The following is a 19750-nucleotide window of genomic DNA, read 5'->3' on the forward strand; positions in this document are numbered from 1 at the left end:
TTGCACCATTGGGAATCATGTCATGTCCAGCCCCAGGCTGATCCTCGTCCATGAGCCGGAAAAGGCCTGCCTCGAGCGGCTCCTCGCCGAAGGCCACGCGCCGGAGCGTGCCGCCGAAATCGCTTCTTACCTGGCGCAATCGACCGATCTCGCGCATGAGTTCGACGCGCTCGCTTCTGCCTTCAAACGGCGCGATCTCGGCTTCGCAGCGGTGGAGCTGGACGATGCCGCCGATATGCTCGCCAAGGCCGATCCGGCGGCCACGCTGGTCTGGACGCTGACCGACGGCATCGCCTATTTCCGGGGCGGCACGGCGCCCGCGCTTGCCAGGCTGAACGGCCTGAAGACGATCGGCGCCGAGGACTCGCTGTTCGCGCTCTGCCAGGACAAGTTTCGCTCCGGCGCCGTGCTCGGCGCGCTCGGCCTGCCTGTGCCGCAGGCCGGCCTGGCGCGCAACGGACAATGGCTGGTCGAGCCGCCGGTTTCCGCCGCCGGCTGGTTCGTCAAGCCGAACCGGCTCGGCGCCAAGATCGGCATCTGGCAGGATTCGCGCTGCGGCGATCTCGGCCACGCGCTGGAGCTTAGCCGGCGTGTTTTCGCCGCCTATCGCGACGACGCCGTCGTCCAGCCCTATGTCGGCGGCCGCAATGCGCGCGCCAGTTTCCTCGGCCTGAGGCCGGACACCGGCGTCGAAGCGCTCGGCGTCGCCTTCGTCGAGTCCGGCGGCGATTTCCAGACCATGGAAGACAGCCTGGCGCTTTACGGCGAGACCGGCGAGGCGGCGAAGGCGGCGGGCAAATACGCCGAGCCGCTTCTGCTTCCGGTCGCCGAAAGCCAGCCGGTCGCCGATGCAAAAGTCCGCGCGATCGCCGAACGGCTGATGAGCGGGCTCGGCCTGCGCGACGTGTTCTCCATCGATCTCCGGATCGAGCCCGACGACACCGTTCACCTCATAGAATTCGAAGTCTGCCCCGGCCTGCCCTGCTTCGATTTCCGCGCCTATTGCCGGTCGCAATGGAACCTGGAGCTCGCCGACGCCATGGCCGAAACCGCCGCGAACCGAATGACCCGTTAAAGCGCGGCAAGATTGCCTGCCGTACGCTATCCCAAAGGCATTCGCTCGAATGTCTGCAAGGAAGGATCTATCCTGTCCCAGGCACGGCCGCGGATGGCATATGTGACCACCTGCGGATTGAATTGGCCGGGATCGTCAAGGCTGGTCGCGTGGACCGCTATTAATTCCGGCATTGCGACCTGCGTCAGGTAGACCGGTGTTCCACAGGTCGGGCAGAAGGCATGGATCTTCTCGTTGCCGCTGTCGCCCGCCACCCGCCAGGTGCTCGCTTCGCCCGTGATGATCACATCGGCTCGCCGGGGGAAAGTCAGGTAGGAGCTGTGGCCCGTGCCGCTTCGCTTCTGGCATTCGTGGCATTGGCAGTGGTTTTCGAAGATGGGCTCGCTGCTCGTTTCATAGCGGATCGCACCGCATGCGCATCCGCCGCTATAGCGTTTGGTCATTGTCGTTTTCCCGCAGTCGGATTTGCTGGTCAGGCCGATTTCGGCTTGGCGAAAATATCGATGCCGCTGCCGGTTTCCAGGAAGGATTTCATGCTGGACAGCACCGCCGGCCATCCCTGGCTGACGCCCTTCGCCATGCCGCTGCCGGCTTCGAGTTCGTCATGGCTGACGGTCAGCCGCACCATCGTGTCGTATTCCTCGATGGCGAACGTCACCCGGCTGTATTTCGACGGATCGTCGGCCTGCGAAGCGTTTGCCCAGGTCATCACGAGACGGGTCGGCGGCGAGATCTCGACGACCTTGCCGACCAGTTCGACGGTGCGCTCGTCATTGGCGCGGATATGTTCCCATTTCGATCCCGCCTTCCAGTCCGAGACGTTCTCATGGCCCCAGTAACGCCGTGCGATGTCGGGCCTGGTTATGGCCTCGAACACTTTTTGCGGCGTCGAGCGGATGTAGGTCACGTAGACAAAGCTGGTCGTCTCTGCGGTCATTTGTCTTCTCCTTCGAGTTCCTGTTTCAGGTCGTGCAGCAGGCTGAGCCGCTGGCGTTCGAATTTGCGCACCCAGCGCTCGTAGACCTCGTGCAGCGGCACGGGATTGATAAAATGCAGCTTCTCGCGGCCGCGTTTGACCGTGCTCACCAGATTGGCCGCCTCCAGCAGGTCGATGTGCTGGGTGGCGGATTGCCTGGCCATATCGAGATGTTCGCAAAGCTGGCCCAGCGTCTGCCCGTTCTTCTCGCACAGAAGATCAAGCAGCTTTCTGCGTGTCGGGTCGCCCAGCGCCTTGAAAACCTTGTCCGCGTCCATCGGGTTCACTCTGATGTGAAGCCATAATATGCAGGTAAATACCTGCATGTCAACCCGCGATCGGCCGGCATCAAAATTACCCCCGTGTAAGGGCTGTTCGGACGCGATTGCTAAAGGGATTATGCGTCAGCCATGTCGTGGCCGTTGTCGAACGACTGTGCCGGTTGTCGCTCAAAGACAACCGGTCGGGGCGCCGCCTGCTGGGCCAGGCTGCGGGATGTGAACCTCAGGACTCGTGCAAAGGCCGCGGCCGGCACTGATGCCGGCCGGGATAGCCTCAGACGCCCTCGACCAGCACGATCTCGCCGTCGGCGACCTTCTGGCGAATGGCGGCGGCGCGCTGGTATTCAGGTGAATGGTAGCAGTCATGCGCGGCGGCAAGCGTCTCGAACTCGATGACGACGTTGCGCGCGCGGCCGGCCCCTTCTGCCTTCTCATGCTCGCCGCCGCGCGCCAGGAATTTCGCGCCGAAGCGCTCGAAGGCCGGCTTGGCGGCGGCGACATAATCCTTGTAGCCTTCCGCGTCGCGCACATCGACGCGGGCGATCCAGTATCCCTTGGGCATCCTTCTTCTCCGAAGCCGTTCGTTGGAAATTATGCCGAGCGCATTTCGTCGAGGATGGCTTCAGCCGCCGCGCGTCTGTCCGCCGCGGCGACGATCGGGCGCCCGACGACCAGATGGCTGGAGCCGCTGCGGATGGCATCCGCCGGCGTCATCACGCGCTTCTGGTCGCCATGGTCGCTGCCGGCGGGGCGTATGCCTGGCGTTACCACCGCCATGTCGGGCCCGACGATGCGGCGCACCGCCTCTGTTTCCGCGGCCGAGCAGACGATGCCGCCCATGCCGGCATGCAGCGCCTGTTCCGCGCGCCGCAGCACCAGCGTGTGCGGGTCGTATTCGTAGCCCGCGTCGATCACGTCCTGTTCGTCCATCGAGGTCAGCACGGTGACGGCAAGCAGGCAAAGCTCGCTGCCTCTCGCCGCCTCGACCGCCGCCCGCATGGTCTTCGGGTAGGCATGCAGCGTCAGCATGGTCATGCCCATCTTGACGATGTTCTCGACCCCCTTGGCCACAGTGTTGTCGATGTCGAGCAGCTTCATGTCGAGGAAGATCTTCTTGCCCCCGCTGGCGAGCTCCCTGGCGAAATCGAGACCGCCGGCGAAGGCGAGCTGGTAGCCGATCTTGTAGAAGGAGACGACGCCGTCGAGTTCGCGTACCGCCTTCTCGGCCTCTTTCAAGCTCGGCACGTCGAGGCCGACGATCAGCCTTTCGCGCATTGTGTCGGTCTGCATGGCGTTGGCGATCACGGCTCGACCCGGGTCGACAGCATGCGCGAGGTTTCGATCAGCGTGCGGCATAGGTGCTCCATGGTTCGGTGCAGTCGTTCGTCCTTGAAACGCCCGTCCTCGTCGAAGGCGTTGCCGCCTTCCGGCACCGAGCATTCCGGCGTCACCACCTCCATCTGGCAACGCACCAGCACGGCGCGCAGATGGTTGATGCAGCGTATCCCGGCGAAGTGTCCGCTGGAAGACGAACTGAGGCCGGCGACCTTGCCGGCAAACGGCCTCACCGCACGGCCGCCATCCTTGCGCACCCGGCTCACCCAGTCGATCGTGTTCTTGAGCAGCGGCGGAATGGAGCCGTTATATTCGGGCGTGGCGATCAGCAGCCCGTCATGGGCAATGATCATCCGGGCAAGTTTCAGGGCGTTTTCGGGGACGCCTTTTTCCTTCTCCAGATCCTCATCCATGATCGGCAAGGGATAGTCGCCAAGCGAGATGCGAGTGACCTCGGCGCCTTGCACCGCAAGTTCCTTCTGCGCCACGTCGGCGGTCCTGCCACTGAAGGCCCCGGCCCGGACCGAGCCGGCAAAGACGAGGATTTTTGGGATCACTGCCATTGGCCAACCTTGTTCCCGGACAGGTACAGCCAGAGCCCGCTCAAATCAATGCAGATCAGGCAAAGCGTCATCCTCGGGCTTGCCCCGAGGATCTGCCAACGCATCCAAGTCAGACATTTTCGTCCCCATGCCCACCGCATCTGATACCGCTATGCGGCAGATCCTCGGGACAAGCCGCAGGATGACGACTTTCGAAGACATTCACGGTCGGCTTCGCAATCCCTAATGCGCCTCGCGCCGGTAGATCCACAGCTGCGTCGGCGGGATGTTGCGGATGATGAAGTCGAAATGCTTGACCGTATAGTCGCCGCGGCCGGGCGGGATCGGCGACATCGGGCCGTAGGTCAGCTGCACGATCGGCCGGCCGGCCGGAATGCGGTCAAGCAGGCTTTCGATATAGGCGATGCGCTGGGCGACCGGGAAGTTGAGCAGCGGCACGCCCGAGACCACCGAATCGAACATCATCCCGCTCTTGTCGCCAAGCGTGGCGTTGAGATTGAAGGCGTCGCCCTCGATGACGTTGACGCCGGGATAGAGCCGGCGCAGATGGCGCACGAAATCGGTGGAATATTCGACCGCGTAGAGGTTTTCAGGCTTCACGCCCTGGGCCAGTATGGCGCGGGTGATGACGCCGGTGCCGGGGCCGACCTCGAGCACGGGCAGGCCGGACTTCGGGTCGACGATCGAAGCCATCTTGCGAGCGGTGATGGAGCTGGTCGGCACGATCGAGCCGACCGTCTTCGGCTTGTCGATCCAGCCCTTGAAGAACTTCAGCTCGTCGTCGAACTTTTCGGCAAGCGCCTTCCGCAGTCCCGGACCACGTGTCATGCAAGCTCTCCTCAGCGCTCCCCTGAGAGCTACTTAACACCTAAGCCGCCCAAGGCAAGGCAGGGTCATGCCTATGTCGTGGATAAGATAGTTTTCGTCGCGTCTAAAAATGCGCGCCTACTGCGGTTTTCACGGCGCGTGTTGGCCGCCCGGCAGGTGAGGCGCAGCGCCGACACCGGCAAGGCAAGCCACACGCGCACAGGCCGTCGATCAACGCTCGCCGAACGACTCGAAAAAGTCCTTCATGCGGGCGAAAAAGCCGCTCGACTGGGGGGAATTGTCCTGTGAGGAGAGCTGTTCGAATTCCTCCAGCAGCTCGCGTTGGCGGCGCGACAGGTTCTGCGGCGTCTCGACCGCCGTCTGGATGTAGAGGTCGCCGACATTGGGCTGGCGCAGCACCGGCATGCCCTTGCCCTTGAGGCGGAACTGGCGGCCGTTCTGGGTGCCCTCCGGCACCTTCACCTTGGTCTGCGTTCCGTCCAGCGTCGTCACCTCGAACGAGCCGCCAAGGGCGGCAGTCGTCATCGAGATCGGCACCTTGCAGTAGAGGTCGGCGCCGTCGCGCTGGAAGAATTCGTGCGGCTTGACCGCGAGGAAGATGTAGAGGTCGCCCGACGGCCCGCCGCGCAAGCCGGCTTCGCCCTCATTGGCAAGCCGGATGCGGGTGCCGTCCTCGATGCCGGCTGGGATGTTGACCGACAGCGACCGCTCCTCGGTGACGCGGCCCTGGCCGGCGCATTTCGGGCACGGATCCTTGATCGTCTGGCCGCGGCCCTGGCATTGCGGGCAGGTGCGCTCGATGGAGAAGAAGCCTTGCGTGGCGCGCACCTTGCCGTGGCCGTTGCACATCGAGCACGTGACCGGCTGGGTTCCGGGCTTGGCGCCGGTTCCCGAGCATTCCGAACAGGAGATCGAGGCCGGCACGCGGATCTGCGCGGTCTTGCCGGCAAAGGCCTCTTCCAGTGAGATTTCCATGTTGTAGCGCAGGTCGGCGCCGCGCTCGCGGCCGCCGGAAGAGCGGCGCTGGCGGCCACCCATCATGTCGCCGAAAATGTCCTCGAAAATGTCGGCGAAGCCGCCGGCGCCGAAGCCGTGTGCGCCGCCGTTCATGCCGCCCTGCTCGAAGGCCGCGTGACCGAAACGGTCATAGGCCGCGCGCTTCTGCGGATCCTTCAGCGTCTCGTAGGCTTCGTTGATTTCCTTGAACTTGTGCTCGCAGGCATGGTCGCCCGGATTGCGGTCGGGGTGGAACTGCATGGCGAGCTTGCGGAAAGCGCTCTTCAGTTCCTTGTCGTCGGCACCCTTGTGCACGCCCAGCGTTTCGTAGAAATCAGCTTTCATTTTTTCCCGCTGTCCGGATGCTCAACGTCTTCATGCAGTGTTGCGTCGTTTGCCGGCACGTTGCCACGATTTAGGATCGGCGCAGCCCGGATGCTAGGGCCGGTGCGGAGCTGTTCGTGTTTTTCGACGATTTTTTCCGCACTTTTTCTGCCAGGGTTGCAAAAAAGCCCGGCTTTGCGCCGGGCTTTCCGCTTTATCTTGCCGTCAGCCGGTTCAGGCCGACTTCTTCTTGTCGTCGTCCTCGTCGATTTCCTCGAAATCGGCATCGACCACATCCGAGTCCTTGGCGGCGTCCGCCTTGGCATCGGCTTCCGCCGCTTCCTTCTGCGAGGCCTCGTACATGGCCTGGCCGAGCTTCATCGAAGCCTCCGCGAGCGCTTGGCTCTTGGCTTCGATTTCCGCTGCGTCGTCACCCTCGGTAGCGGTCTTCAGCGCCGCGATCGCGTCCGATATCGCCGTGCGGTCGGCTTCCGAGACCTTGTCGCCATATTCCTTCAGCGACTTCTCCGAGGAATGCACCAGCGCCTCGGCCTGGTTGCGGGCCTCGACCAGCGCGCGCCGCTTCTTGTCGGCGTCGGCATTGGCTTCGGCATCCTTCACCATCTTCTCGATGTCGGCGTCCGAAAGGCCACCCGAGGCCTGGATGCGGATTTGGTGCTCCTTGCCGGTGCCCTTGTCCTTGGCCGAAACGTTGACGATGCCGTTGGCGTCGATGTCGAAGGTGACCTCGATCTGCGGCACGCCGCGCGGGGCCGGCGGAATGCCGACCAGGTCGAACTGGCCGAGCGCCTTGTTGTCGGCGGCCATTTCGCGCTCGCCCTGGAAGACCCGGATGGTCACGGCCGACTGCGAATCCTCAGCCGTCGAGAACACCTGGCTCTTCTTCGTCGGGATCGTCGTGTTGCGCTCGATAAGCCGGGTGAACACGCCGCCCAGGGTCTCGATGCCGAGCGACAGCGGGGTCACGTCGAGCAGCAGCACGTCCTTGACATCGCCCTGCAGCACGCCGGCCTGAATGGCGGCGCCGAGTGCGACGACCTCATCGGGGTTGACGCCCTTGTGCGGCTCCTTGCCGAAGAACTGCTTCACGATTTCCTGGATCTTGGGCATGCGGGTCATGCCGCCGACCAGCACCACTTCGTCGATCTCGCCCGCCTTCAGGCCGGCATCCTTGAGCGCCGCCTTGCACGGATCGATGGTGCGCTGGACGAGGTCTTCGACCAGGCTTTCGAACTTGGCGCGCGTCAGCTTCAGCGTCAGGTGCTTGGGCCCGGTGGCGTCGGCGGTGATGAACGGCAGGTTGATCTCGGTCTGCGTCGTCGACGACAGCTCGATCTTGGCCTTCTCGGCAGCCTCCTTGAGGCGCTGCAAGGCAAGCTTGTCGTTCTTCAGGTCGATGCCCTGTTCCTTCTTGAACTCGGCCGCCAGATACTCGACGAGGCGCATGTCGAAATCCTCGCCGCCGAGGAAGGTGTCGCCATTGGTCGACTTCACCTCGAACACGCCGTCACCGATCTCGAGCACCGAAATGTCGAACGTGCCGCCGCCAAGGTCATAGACGGCGATGGTCTTGCCGTCCTTCTTGTCGAGGCCGTAGGCGAGGGCAGCCGCGGTCGGCTCGTTGATGATGCGCAGCACTTCGAGGCCGGCGATCTTGCCGGCGTCCTTGGTCGCCTGGCGCTGGGCGTCATTGAAATAGGCGGGAACGGTGATGACCGCCTTCTCGACCTTCTCGCCGAGATAGGCTTCCGCCGTTTCCTTCATCTTCTGCAGGATCATGGCCGAGATCTGGCTGGGCGACTGCTTCTTGCCGCCGGCCTCGACCCAGGCATCGCCATTGTCGCCCTTGACGATCTTGTAGGGGACAAGCTTCTTGTCCTTTTCCGTCACCGGATCGTCATAGCGGCGGCCGATCAGGCGCTTGACCGCGAAGATGGTGTTTTCAGGATTGGTGACCGCCTGGCGCTTGGCCGGCTGGCCGACGAGACGTTCGCCGTCGCCCGAGATGGCGACGATGGAAGGCGTCGTGCGCGCGCCTTCCGCATTCTCGATCACCTTCGGCTCCTTGCCGTCCATGATGGCGATGCAGGAGTTGGTGGTGCCGAGATCGATACCGATTACTTTTGCCATTTTTCTAGTCTCTCCGCTAAGCAGGCTCTCAGGACCCGTAAGGCGTTCCGACGAAAGCCCCTGTTCACAAGAAATCCCGTTCGGCAACCGCTGTTGCGGCGCTGGACGGCTTGGCGCGTATATAAGAACAGGCGGCATCGGGCGCAAGCATTCTGCGCAAGGCTTCCACCATCCTCGACAGCGGATGGCGAAACGGCCCGATTACGCCTGCGCCCGAGGCATCGCGTCCGCCCGCTTCGCGGCGTCTGAAAGAATAGCCGGGCCCCACAGTGAACCTTTCCGCCTCCGCGTGCGACTGACGCTCAGGCGCCGCATGATGCGGCCACGGGAAAGGGAGCCACCATGACCAGCACCCCAGGGACGCCATGGCCTCCCCGACCAACAGGAGCTCGGCGCGACCATCGTCTTCGCGACAGGGTCGATGCGCTTGGCTTTCCGCTGGTTCCGTTGACCCTGCACAGGAGCAGGCGTATCGTAATTATGAGGAAAGCAGACAATTCGATCGGGGACGAACGTGCTGGAACGCCGCGCCTTGCGCTGGTTTGCGCGGCAGGATCGGTTGGTTCTCCGTTAGACTTCGGGGGGAGTTCCATGTCTCGCGATCACCGCCGGTTCGCGCCCTCTCGTGCCGGCCGTTTGGGCGGCGTGGCGAAGGCCGCCAGCGCCTTTCTTGTCCTGGCGCTGACCGCCGGCCTATGGCTTGGCGGCCCCGCGCGGGCGCAGGAAACCCGGATCATCTATCCCGGCTCGATGGCGGTCACCGGATTTTCCGGCACCGTCATTCCCGATTTCGACTCTTCAGATTCCGAAAAGGGGGGCCTGCCGCCCGGCGTCGATCCGATTGACGAGACCTTCATCGACACGGCGCGCGCCACCTTGCGCGTTTTCGACGTTTCAAGCCTGGGCGGGCCGGCCTCCGGCCAGCTCGTCTACACGCCACCGCCTTTCGAGGTGACATCAGGCCAGATCGGCCAGGTGTTCGGCCTCACTTATGATGACGGCATGCGCGATGGCGCCCCGTCAGGCGTTCCCAATCTCTATGCCGGCGCCACCTCGCTGCACGGCATCCGCATCGTCACGCCTGACGCCGACGATGACGGCCGTCCGGAGCGGCAGCACCGCGGCATGGCAGGCGCTGCCTTCATGGAGGGCCAGTTCGGCACCGAGAACGGCGGCCGGCCGGGCACCATCTGGAAGGTCGACGGCATCACCGGCCAGGTCGCCAAATTCGCCGACATCGACACCAACAGCGGGCCCGGCATCGGCAATCTCACCTTCGACCCCATCCACCGCCAAGTCTTCGCCTCCGACCTCGATACCGGTCTGATCCATCGCATCGACGCCAATGGCGCGCTGGTCGACACGTTCGACCATGGCGTCGCCGGGCGCCCGGCGCATGGCCTGGCTCCGGTCACCGACGATGGCGCCGTCATGGACATACAGGGCGCGGCCTTCGACACGGAAGACCCCGAGACCTGGGGCTACACCCAGGACGAGCGCCGTGTCTGGGCCGTCGCCTATCATGGCGGCCGGCTCTATTATTCCGTCGGCGAGAAGGCCGAGATCTGGTCGGTGGGCATTGCCCGCGACGGCCGCTTCGCCGGCGATCCCCGTTGGGAGCTGACGGTCAAGGCCGACAAGGACTACGCCGTCACCGACATCGCCTTCGACGATAGCGGCTTCATGTACCTGGCCCAGCGCGGCCCGGTCGAGAACCGCTACGACTACAGCCAGCTCGCCGATTCCGGCAAGGGCGAGGTCATCCGCTACTTCAGCGAAAACCCGGACGATCCGGCAACGGAATCGGTCTGGGTGGAAGCGCCGCAGGAATATGCCGTCGGCTTCCCGCAAGGTTTCAGGCAGTCGGCCGGCGGGCTGGACCTGCAATATGGCTACGACGCCGAGGGCGATCTCGACACGTCGGCCTGCACCCGGACGCTGGTCAACACCGGCGATAAATTGCGCGACAATCCGGCTCTTGCCGAGCGGCTCGCCGCTGGCGGGCCGCTCGCCGTGCATGGCGTGCAGATCACGCCCAGGGAGCTGGTCAAGCCGGCCAATGTGCCGCCTTTCGGCTCCCGGTTCGTCGACTTCGACGGCTATTTCGAGGACCCGGAAGTGGAAGGCCATGTCGGCGACGTCGCCGTCTGGCATCCCTGCGAGGGCCGCGCCGGCTATTATGAGGAAATCCCGGGCGGCTATCTGCCACCGTTCTATCCGCCGGACTTCCAACCGCCCGGCAACCTGCCCCCTTGTCTCGATGTCGACGATGTCAGGTATTTCTGCACACCGCGCGGGCTCGAGGCGGACCTTTATCTCCATGACCATGCCGGCCTCGGGGGCGATTCGATCAAAGCCCAATCCAGGACGCCAGGCGTCGGGGTGACCTCGCCCATGTCGCATGTGCCTGGCAAGCCATACACGATCGGCATCACCGGCCACGATCCGGGCGACACGGTCGATGTCGGACTCTGCTTCTACAGGAAGTCCGAGGACAAGGGCGGCTACTACCCTTGCTGCAAGATGACCTTGCCGCTCAGAACGCCAGCCGTCAGCTGCGAACGCTGAGGAGGGGACGATGAACAATCTCGCACTCTCCCCGCTGGGCGTCGCCGACAAATCAACCGTCATGAACACGAGGCGCCTGTCTTTTGCCAGGCGCGCTGCGCGCTGGCTGGTGGCGGCCGGTATCGCGGTCGCCATGCTGCCGGCGCTGCCGGCACTTGCCGAAGACACGGCTCCGGCCAAGACCGTCCAGGCCGCCAGCCCGGATAAGGAATTCAAGCTCGACAATCCGCGCATCATCAATCCGGAGCCCGGACGAGCCGTGCCGTTCTTCACCAAGACCGGCGGCCAGCGAAGCTGCGACTATGTCTTCTACACTTTGAGCTTCGGCCTGCGCGGCGCACCGCAAGGCTTCGCCAGCCCGGGGTTTGCGGCTTCGCTGCAGACGGTCCGGCTCGACTTCAAGGACCAGCTCCCGCATGGCTTGCAGATCGTCAACATGCAGGTCTCCGGTGACGGCACCGATGCGTCGGGCGGACCTCTGCCTGGCGCCGTCATCAGCAATTCGGCCGGCCCCAACGACACGGCAACGGTTTCGGATTTCCGGATTTCCGCTTCCGACCTCGACGGCTTGGGCGCACTGGGCGAACGCGTCATCACGTTCCGCATCACCGCCAGGATCGACCACGCGGCGTTCCCCGCGCCGGCGACGGTCGACAATCAGGGCCTGATCAAAGTCACCGTCGGCACCGGCACGGGAACCATTATTCCCTCACAGGATCCGGGCAAGCCGGACGACGGCAATTTTCTCACCGGCGAAAAAACCTCGATCCGGGTCGACCTGACCAAGTGCAATCCGCCACCGCCACCTCCCGGCAAGGAATGCTTCAAGGTGGAGCGCGGCACGGTCGACTGCGTGCCCGGCGGCGGCGCGTTCATCTACCATATGCCTGTCGGTCCCGAGATGGGCGGCAGGTGGGTGCAGCTTTCGACCGCCACGCCAGGCATCACCATCGTCCCCGACACACAGAAGGTGCCGGCCGGCGGCGGTGTGCTGAACTGGAAGATCGTCGGCGCCTCGCCCGGCGACGTCATCCACCTCGTCGTCACCGGCATCGAGACCTATGCCGGGCCGAAAGAGGGTTGGGGGCTCTGCTGCACGCAGACCATCGACATCGTCATCCCGCGCGACCAGAGATGTCCGCCCAAGGACAGGGAACCGGACCTGAAGGTCGAGAAACGCGCCGATGTCACGCGCTGCACGATGGGCGGCGGCTGCGACTTCAGCATCCGGGTCACCAATGTCGGCGACGCGCCCTACAACGGCAAGATCGTGCTCGACGAGGTGACGCTGCCGGCGGGCTCGACGCTCGATTCGGGACCCAATCCGCCCTGGACCTGTGTGCCCGGCGCCACCCCGATGATGTGCACCCATCCGGTGACCACGCTCAATCCGGGGGCTTTCATCGACCTGGAGTTCGGCTTCAAGCCGGCTGGCGGCTGGCAAGGCAGCAGCTTGCGCAACTGTGCCACCTATAACTATGCCGCCAGCGGCAAGCCGCTGTTCGGCAGCCAGGCCAACGACCGTGGCTGCGCCTCGATCCCGATCTGCCGGCGTGGCGATCGCGATCGCGACTGCCGGCCGCCGGTCGAGAAGAAGGCCGACCTGATCCTGAAAAAGCGTGCCCGCGCGGAAGCCTGCACCGCCGATGGCGTGTGCAGCTTCGTCATCGACATCATCAACAACGGCACCTCGACCTATAACGGGCCGCTGACCGTGGTCGACACCTATCCCGGGGGCGCGCCGGCCTCCTCGACCTTTGGCCCGAGCCCACCCTGGACATGCGGTCCGAACGGCCCCGGCCAGTTCCGTTGCGACAATGCCGGCATCTCGCTGCCGCCGGGAGCTTTGACGGCGATCGTCGTCAAGGCGGTGGTGCCGGCCGGCTACCGGTCGGACACGGTCGAGAATTGCGCCGAGGTGAAACCGATCCCCGGCGAAACCGACCTCACCAACAACCGGGCCTGCGCCAAGCAACGCATCCCTCGTCCCAATGGCGGCCAGCCTGTCCTGCGTATCACCAAGACATGCGGCGGTTCGCTGGCGGGTGCCGCTTTCGTCTCCTGCCGCATCACCGTCAGCAATGCCGGCACGGCTGCCCCCACCGGTCCGGTGCGGGTCAACGATGCCGCCACTTTGGTGTCGGGCGGCGCGCCCGTCCAGATCCAGACCGTCACATCAGACGGCGCGGAATGGGCATGCGGGCCGGTTCCGGCCGACACGCTGGCGTGCCAGATTCCAGGCGCCGTCATGACACCCGGAACCAGCAGGCACTTCGACGTGACGGTTTCGGCCAACGGCGAGTTCGAGAATTGCGCGCGAGGCTCCTACGGCCCGGCGCAGGGCGAGGACGTCGTCCATCCGGTCGGCCGGGCCTGCGCCAAGGGCGGCGGGGTCTCGTCCATCCGCGTCGAGAAGACCGGCGACCGCGAGTGCCGGCCCGGAGAACCCTGCTCGTTCGAGATCACCATCACCAACGACGGCCCGGCGGAATTTTCCGGCCCGGTCCGCATCGGCGATGCGATCGGCGTCGAAGGCCTCGGCCGGCTGGAAGGCGTCGCGATCACCTCGATCGAGCCGCCCTTCGGCTGCTCGCCGGAACCGGCGGCCTTGCCTGCATCCTGCATCGCCGACCTGACGCTTGGCGCCGGCGAAAGCCGTGTCCACAAGGTTACCGTGGTCATCCCCGACGACAGCCGCCTGGCCAATCTGCAAGGCAGCGTCAACGGCCAGAACTGCGTCGGCGTGCTTTCTCGCCATACGCGGGTGCAGGGCGGGGGCGATGTGCTTTCCCGCGACCAGGCCAACACCCAAGCCGATCGCGGCAAGGCCTATGCCTGCCATCCCTTCGCCATCAGCCATGAGACGAAGAAGGAATGCTCGGCAGGCTTCGTCATGAACGACGCCGGCCGGTGCGTCTGCCCGCAAGGCACCACCTATCGCAACGGCCAGTGCTCGTCCGGCGGCGTCATCATCCCGCCGAAGGAGCCAAAGCGTTGCGTGCTGCTCGAGGGCCAGGTCCGCACAGAGGATGGACGCTGCGTCTGTCCGCGCGGGACCGAGCTGGAGAATGGCGCCTGCGTCAAGACATCCAGGCCGGGCTGCGCGATACCGGGATCGGTGCCGACATCGAACGGCCATGGCTGCACCTGCCCCAAGGGCACGCATCTCGATCGGGATGCCAACGCCTGCGTACGCGACAGGCCGAAGCCCGAGCAGTGCACCATCCGTGGCCAGGTCCACGGCGCGGACGGCGACTGCGTCTGCCCGAGGGGGACCGAGCTGCGCAATGGAGTGTGCCGGCGCAAGCAGCCCGATGTGGAGCAGTGCGACATTCGCGGCCAGATCCACAACAAGCGCGGCGAGTGTGTCTGTCCGCGTGGAACCCGGGTGATCGACGGCGCATGCCGCCGGTCCAGGCAAGAGAGCGAATGCGCGCCGGGCTCGCAAATGGTCAACGGCCAGTGCCAGCCGATCTTCAGGCGGCGTTGCCCGGAAGGCATGATCGGCCGTTATCCAAACTGCAGGCCGGTGCGCGGGCAGCCCTCGCTGGAACTCAACCCGGGCATGCTGCTGCAGCAGGTTCTGCCACGGCGCAGGCCGCAGTCCGAACAGCAGCAGGATACGGCTCCAAACAGAATCCTGAATCTCCAGCAGCAGTAACCATCGCCTGAAGGCACATCGGAAGCCCCGCCGGAGCAATCCGGCGGGGTTCTTCGTGGCCGGGCAGGCTGAAGCTGCAACACGAAGAGGACGCCGCACTACCCCAGCTGTGGAACCGCCAAGCTCGCACCCTCGACAAGTCAGCGGCTGCGCTTTAGGCAGTGATCAGATGAAAAAGGCGCTCGGAAAGGCCCCGTCATCATGACGAAAAAAACCTTGATCGCACCTTCGGTGCTGGCTTCGGACTTTTCGAAGCTGGGCGACGAGGTCGAAGCCGTTACGGCAGCCGGCGCCGACTGGATCCATCTCGATGTGATGGACGGCCATTTCGTCCCCAACATCACCTTCGGCCCGCCGGTGATCAAGGCGATCCGCGATCGCACCAAGACTTTCTTCGACTGCCATTTGATGATTGCGCCGGCCGATCCCTATCTGGCCGCCTTCGCCGAGGCCGGTTGCGACGGCATGACGGTGCATGCCGAGGCCGGGCCGCATCTCGACCGCTCGTTGCAGACGATCAGGAATCTCGGCAAGAAGGCCGGCGTTTCGCTCAATCCGGCAACGCCGGAAAGTGCGATCGAATACGTGCTCGACAGGCTCGACCTGATCCTGATCATGACCGTCAACCCGGGTTTCGGGGGCCAGGCCTTCATTCCGGCAACCGTCGACAAGGTGAGGCGGGTCAAGGCGCTGATCGGCGGCCGGCCGATCCGCATCGAGATCGACGGCGGCGTCTCGCCCGAAACCGCGCCGCTGGTGACCGCCGCCGGCGCCGATGTGCTGGTGGCCGGCGCCGCCATCTTCAAGGGCGGCAGCGTGGAAGCGTACCGGGCAAATATAGAGGCGATCAGGACGGCGGCCGACAAGGCAGCCGGCTAAAAGCACCGCACAAGAACCGATGGAGGCCAGGATCTCCCCACGTGGTCAATCCTGGGGACCTGCACTGCGCGCTTCGCTGCGGCTGGCCCCGCGACAAAAGCGATGGGCAGGATAAAAGGCCTGATTCGGTCCCACTGTTCGGTGTCTTTTGCGCGCGACGGAAAAGAGGTTCGCGCGGAGGCACGGAAGAACAGGTGATCCTGCATATAAACACGTTAAATTTCCGCCGGTTGTAGCCGAACACGATTTCGTTCGACCAGATATAGGATCGTGCATATTTCTTTGTTCTAAAGTACAATGACGCGATCTCCCGCTTGAGCGCGTCGAGGCGCGCGCGGTAGGGTACGTGTACGGAAAGGGAACTGTTTCTCGGACTCGAATTGCCCAGGACCAGATTTGGGGACAAGGAGCCGATTTTGACATACGCAGCTGCCAATCTGAATGACGACGGCACAGGCTCGAAGAGTACGCTCGCCAGCACTGTCTATCATCAACTCCGTGCCGATCTTCTGCGGGGCGCCTTTGAAACCGAGAGCAAGCTGCGGGTTGAGTGGGTTGTTTCCAAATATGGCGCCGGCGCTTCCCCGGTTCGTGAGGCTCTCAATCGCCTGGCCTCGGAAGGGCTTCTCGGTCGGCATGACCAGCGAGGCTTCTTCATCATGCCGGTCAGCGCGGCAGAGCTCGAGGAATTGACGCGTACCCGTTGCTGGCTCGAGGAACGGGCGCTTCGCGAATCCATCGCCCACCGCACCGCCGAATGGGAAGAACAGCTGGTTCTGGCGTTGCATCGGTTGGGGCGCACCTCACGTCTCATGCCAACGGATCTGTCCTCGCTCAATCCGGACTGGGAGAGACTGCACCGCACTTTCCACCGTGCGCTGATCTCGGCCTGCCGGTCGCGATGGCTGGTGGGGTTTTGCGACCAGCTTTCCGATCACGCCTACCGCTACCGCCGAATGGCCAGTAACGGCGAAGGCATCCAGCGCGACGATTTTGCAGAGCACCGCCTGATCGCGGAAAATGCGCTGGACGGTAATGCCGACGCCGCGGTCGAAGCCCTGCTCAATCACTATCGCCTGACGGCAGCGATGTGCATGGAGCGCTTCAAGCAGGTCGAAGCATCAGAGCCGGCCAGCGCCAGGGCCGAGCGCACGCCACGTTAGCGCCGCATCGCGCCCCAAGCCTTTGCCGCCCCAGCCTTTTACCGCCAAAGCCTTCCGCTTTCGCCCGGCGACATGATCATGGCCGCCGCGTGGAGCCGCCCTTGCGGGCTTGACGGGTCGGCAAGAACCACCAACAGTCTGGCGCCGTGCAAAGCGGCCGAACCGGAAGACAGGCCCGGCTCCGTCCGATGCATGCCTTTCGCCGCCAGACGCAGGAAGACCTCATGAGCAATCATCTGTTCGACATTTTCCGGTCCCGGATGCCGAAGCCCGGACGCCTGTTGATGCGGACGGATGACGGCCGCGTGCTGACCTATGGCGACATGCTGGCGCGCTCGGCGCAACTGGCGCACGCGCTTTTGCAACTTGGCGTCGAGCCCGGCGACCGGGTCGCGGTGCAGGTCGAGAAGAGCCCGGAAGCTATGCTGCTGTACCTCGCCTGCCTGCGTGCCGGCGCCGTCTTCCTGCCGCTCAACACCGCCTATACGCTGGCCGAACTCGCCTATTTCTTCGGCGACGCCGAGCCCCGGCTGGTCGTCTGCGATCCGGCACGGGCAGCCGACATCGAAGCCCTGGCGCAAAAATGCGGAGCCCTTGCCATCACCCTCGACGGCAAGGGGCAAGGATCGCTGGCGGACCAGGCGTCGCGGCAATCGCCCGACTTTCACGACGTCGCGCGCGGTCCCCACGATCTTGCGGCGATCCTCTACACGTCGGGAACGACCGGCCGCTCGAAAGGGGCCATGCTCAGCCACGAGAACCTCGCCTCGAATGCGCGCGTGCTGGTCGACTATTGGCGCTTCACATCGGACGATGTGCTGATCCACGCACTGCCCATCTTCCACACCCATGGGCTGTTCGTCGCCACCAACGTCATCCTGATGGCCGGCGCCTCGATGCTGTTCGAGCAGAAATTCGACGCAGGGCGCATCGTCTCGCTCTTGCCGGACGCCACGGCGCTGATGGGCGTGCCGACCTTCTATGTCCGGCTCTTGCAGCAGGACGGGTTGACCCGCGAGGCGGCAAGAAACATCCGCCTGTTCGTTTCCGGCTCCGCGCCGCTGCTGGCCGAGACGCACAGGGCCTGGCGCGAGCGCACAGGCCACGCCATTCTCGAGCGCTACGGCATGACCGAGACCAATATGAACACCTCGAACCCCTATGATGGCGAGCGCCGCGCCGGCACCGTCGGCTTTCCCTTGCCCGGCGTGTCGTTGCGCATCGCCGACCCCGACACTGGCAGGCCGCTTGCCCAAAGCGAGGTCGGCATGATCGAGGTCAAGGGGCCGAATGTCTTCTCCGGCTACTGGCGCATGCCGGAAAAGACCAAAGCGGAATTCCGCGACGACGGCTTCTTCATCACAGGCGATCTCGGCATGATCGACCCCGACGGTTATGTCCACATCGTCGGCCGCGGCAAGGACCTGATCATCTCGGGCGGCTACAACATCTATCCCAAGGAGCTCGAGAGCGAGATCGACGCGCTTGACGGCGTCCTGGAAAGTGCCGTCATCGGCGTTGCCCATCCCGATTTCGGCGAAGGCGTGACGGCCGTCGTGGTTCGCTTGCCGGCTTCGACCGTCACCGCTGCCGAGATACTCAATGCCATTGCCGCGCGCGTGGCGAAATACAAGCATCCCAAGCGCGTGGTCTTCGTCGACGAATTGCCGCGCAATACCATGGGCAAGGTGCAGAAGAATCTGCTGCGCGATACCTACAAGGACCTTTTTTCCATAAGCAGTCCCGCCAGCTAAGTCGATCCAGGCAAGGATACCTCATCCCGCTTGTTTGGACGGGGAGCATCGCGACAGTTTCGTGCGGTCGCCTGGGCACTATCGGGGGAACAAGAGACCGACGACATGCTCGGCCAGCGCCAGGCTTGCCGTCAGGCCCGGGCTCTCTATGCCGAACAGGTTGACGATCCGGCCCGCGCCGTGGTCGGCCGGCCCCTGCACCATGAAGTCGGCCGCCGGCTGGTTCGGGCCCGACAGTTTCGGCCTGATCCCGGCATAGGCCGGCAGCAGGGCGCCGTCCCTCAGATCCGGCCAATAGCGCCGGATCTCGTCATAGAAGACCGTGCTGCGGCCGGGATCGACCGTATAGTCCGCCTGGCCGATCCATTCGACGTCGGGGCCGAAGCGGGCGCTGCCGCCGAGGTCGAGTGTCAGGTGCACGCCCAGGCCGCCATTGACCGGCACTGGATAGATCAGCCGCGAGAATGGCGACCGGTCCGAAAGCGAAAAGTAGTTGCCGCGCGCCAGCCAGAGCGGCGGCACGAGCTCTGGCGGGAACCCTTCGATGCTACCGGCCAGCGCCTGCGCGTCGAGCCCTGCGGCATTTACGAAAGCGCCGGCTTTCAACGCGAACGTCTCGCCGTCGCCATCGCGCGTGGTGATACGAATCCCGTCGGCCTCGACCGTCGCCGCTGCGACGGCGGTCAGGAAGGCGAACGACGCACCGGCCGCCTCCGCGTCGCCGCGCAGCGACAGCATCAGCCCCTGGCTGTCGACGATGCCCGTCGACGGCGACAGCAGCGCCCCGGCGCAGCTCAGCGCCGGTTCGAGGCTTTCTGCCTGCGCGGCGGTCAGCAAATCGAGGTCGTCGACGCCGCATTGTTCCGCATTGGCCCGGATTGCATTGAGCCGAGGCAGCTGGCCCGGTCCGACGGCGACGATCAGCTTGCCGGTGCGTCGATGGCCGATGCCACGCTCGCGGCAATAGGCATAGAGCCGTTCGCGTCCTTCGACGCAGAAACGCGTCTTCAGGCTTCCGGGCGCGTAATAGAGCCCGGCATGAACGACTTCCGAATTGCGCGAACTGGTAACGGTGCCGATCGAAGCGGCCTTTTCGACCACCAGCACTTCGCGGCCCGACAAGGCGAGCGCCCTGGCAATGGCGAGCCCGACGACGCCGGCCCCGGCGACGACGCAATCGACGTCAGCCATGGCCG

Annotated in this window: 16 protein-coding genes; 6 read left to right on the forward strand and 10 right to left on the reverse strand. The window is 64.6% G+C overall.

The window, feature by feature from the left end; all coding sequences use genetic code 11:
* Positions 1–22: 22 nt before the first annotated feature.
* Positions 23–1075, forward strand: a complete 1053-nt coding sequence (locus FJ867_RS03650) for a D-alanine:D-lactate ligase-like protein (RefSeq protein ID WP_140816572.1) — start codon at positions 23–25, stop codon at positions 1073–1075.
* A gap of 26 nt (positions 1076–1101) precedes the next feature.
* Here FJ867_RS03650 and FJ867_RS03655 read toward each other — a convergent pair whose 3' ends face one another.
* From FJ867_RS03655 to dnaK, 9 genes are all read right to left on the reverse strand, one after another.
* Entirely contained in the window at positions 1102–1518 is a 417-nt protein-coding gene (locus FJ867_RS03655; RefSeq protein WP_140816574.1) for a GFA family protein, read from the reverse strand.
* A gap of 29 nt (positions 1519–1547) precedes the next feature.
* Entirely contained in the window at positions 1548–2012 is a 465-nt protein-coding gene (locus FJ867_RS03660; protein ID WP_140816576.1) for an SRPBCC family protein, read from the reverse strand.
* The gene (locus FJ867_RS03665; RefSeq protein WP_140514195.1) at positions 2009–2329 is read right to left on the reverse strand and encodes a helix-turn-helix domain-containing protein; all 321 of its coding nucleotides are present in this window, start codon (positions 2327–2329) and stop codon (positions 2009–2011) included. The genes FJ867_RS03660 and FJ867_RS03665 overlap by 4 nt, the downstream gene beginning before the upstream one ends.
* Positions 2330–2606: 277 nt before the next feature.
* Positions 2607–2894: a DUF1330 domain-containing protein gene (locus FJ867_RS03670; protein ID WP_140491638.1), complete on the reverse strand. Its 288-nt coding sequence runs from the start codon at positions 2892–2894 to the stop codon at positions 2607–2609.
* A 29-nt stretch (positions 2895–2923) separates the two neighbouring features.
* The gene (pyrF, locus tag FJ867_RS03675) at positions 2924–3637 is read right to left on the reverse strand and encodes an orotidine-5'-phosphate decarboxylase (RefSeq protein WP_181168315.1); all 714 of its coding nucleotides are present in this window, start codon (positions 3635–3637) and stop codon (positions 2924–2926) included.
* Positions 3634–4230: an NADPH-dependent FMN reductase gene (locus FJ867_RS03680; RefSeq protein ID WP_140491631.1), complete on the reverse strand. Its 597-nt coding sequence runs from the start codon at positions 4228–4230 to the stop codon at positions 3634–3636. The genes pyrF and FJ867_RS03680 overlap by 4 nt, the downstream gene beginning before the upstream one ends.
* Positions 4231–4452: 222 nt before the next feature.
* On the reverse strand, positions 4453–5058 hold the full coding sequence (pmtA, locus tag FJ867_RS03685; RefSeq protein WP_140582727.1) for a phospholipid N-methyltransferase PmtA: 606 nt from the start codon (positions 5056–5058) through the stop codon (positions 4453–4455).
* A 210-nt stretch (positions 5059–5268) separates the two neighbouring features.
* Complete coding sequence (dnaJ, locus tag FJ867_RS03690; RefSeq protein ID WP_140491627.1) at positions 5269–6399, reverse strand: molecular chaperone DnaJ; 1131 nt, start codon at positions 6397–6399, stop codon at positions 5269–5271.
* Positions 6400–6612: 213 nt separating this feature from the next.
* Positions 6613–8529: a molecular chaperone DnaK gene (gene dnaK, locus FJ867_RS03695; RefSeq protein ID WP_140514198.1), complete on the reverse strand. Its 1917-nt coding sequence runs from the start codon at positions 8527–8529 to the stop codon at positions 6613–6615.
* A gap of 342 nt (positions 8530–8871) precedes the next feature.
* On the opposite strand from dnaK, the gene FJ867_RS03700 reads away from it, so the two are divergent.
* The 5 genes from FJ867_RS03700 (at position 8872) to FJ867_RS03720 (ending at position 18554) form a co-directional block, all read left to right on the forward strand.
* Positions 8872–11097: a hypothetical protein gene (locus FJ867_RS03700; RefSeq protein ID WP_140816578.1), complete on the forward strand. Its 2226-nt coding sequence runs from the start codon at positions 8872–8874 to the stop codon at positions 11095–11097.
* A gap of 10 nt (positions 11098–11107) precedes the next feature.
* Entirely contained in the window at positions 11108–14758 is a 3651-nt protein-coding gene (locus tag FJ867_RS03705; protein ID WP_140816580.1) for a hypothetical protein, read from the forward strand.
* Between the two features lie 201 nt (positions 14759–14959).
* On the forward strand, positions 14960–15637 hold the full coding sequence (rpe, locus tag FJ867_RS03710; RefSeq protein WP_140816582.1) for a ribulose-phosphate 3-epimerase: 678 nt from the start codon (positions 14960–14962) through the stop codon (positions 15635–15637).
* 416 nt (positions 15638–16053) lie between these two features.
* Positions 16054–16800, forward strand: a complete 747-nt coding sequence (locus tag FJ867_RS03715; RefSeq protein ID WP_140514205.1) for a GntR family transcriptional regulator — start codon at positions 16054–16056, stop codon at positions 16798–16800.
* A 224-nt stretch (positions 16801–17024) separates the two neighbouring features.
* Positions 17025–18554 carry a malonyl-CoA synthase gene (locus FJ867_RS03720; RefSeq protein WP_140662508.1) on the forward strand — a complete coding sequence of 510 codons (1530 nt, stop codon included), beginning with the start codon at positions 17025–17027 and terminating at the stop codon, positions 18552–18554.
* 78 nt (positions 18555–18632) lie between these two features.
* On the opposite strand, the gene FJ867_RS03725 is transcribed toward FJ867_RS03720, so the two are convergent.
* On the reverse strand, positions 18633–19745 hold the full coding sequence (locus FJ867_RS03725) for an NAD(P)/FAD-dependent oxidoreductase (protein ID WP_140685621.1): 1113 nt from the start codon (positions 19743–19745) through the stop codon (positions 18633–18635).
* Positions 19746–19750: the final 5 nt, after the last annotated feature.

Source organism: Mesorhizobium sp. B2-5-3, assembly GCF_006441005.1.
In the GTDB taxonomy this organism is placed as follows: Bacteria; Pseudomonadota; Alphaproteobacteria; order Rhizobiales; family Rhizobiaceae; genus Mesorhizobium.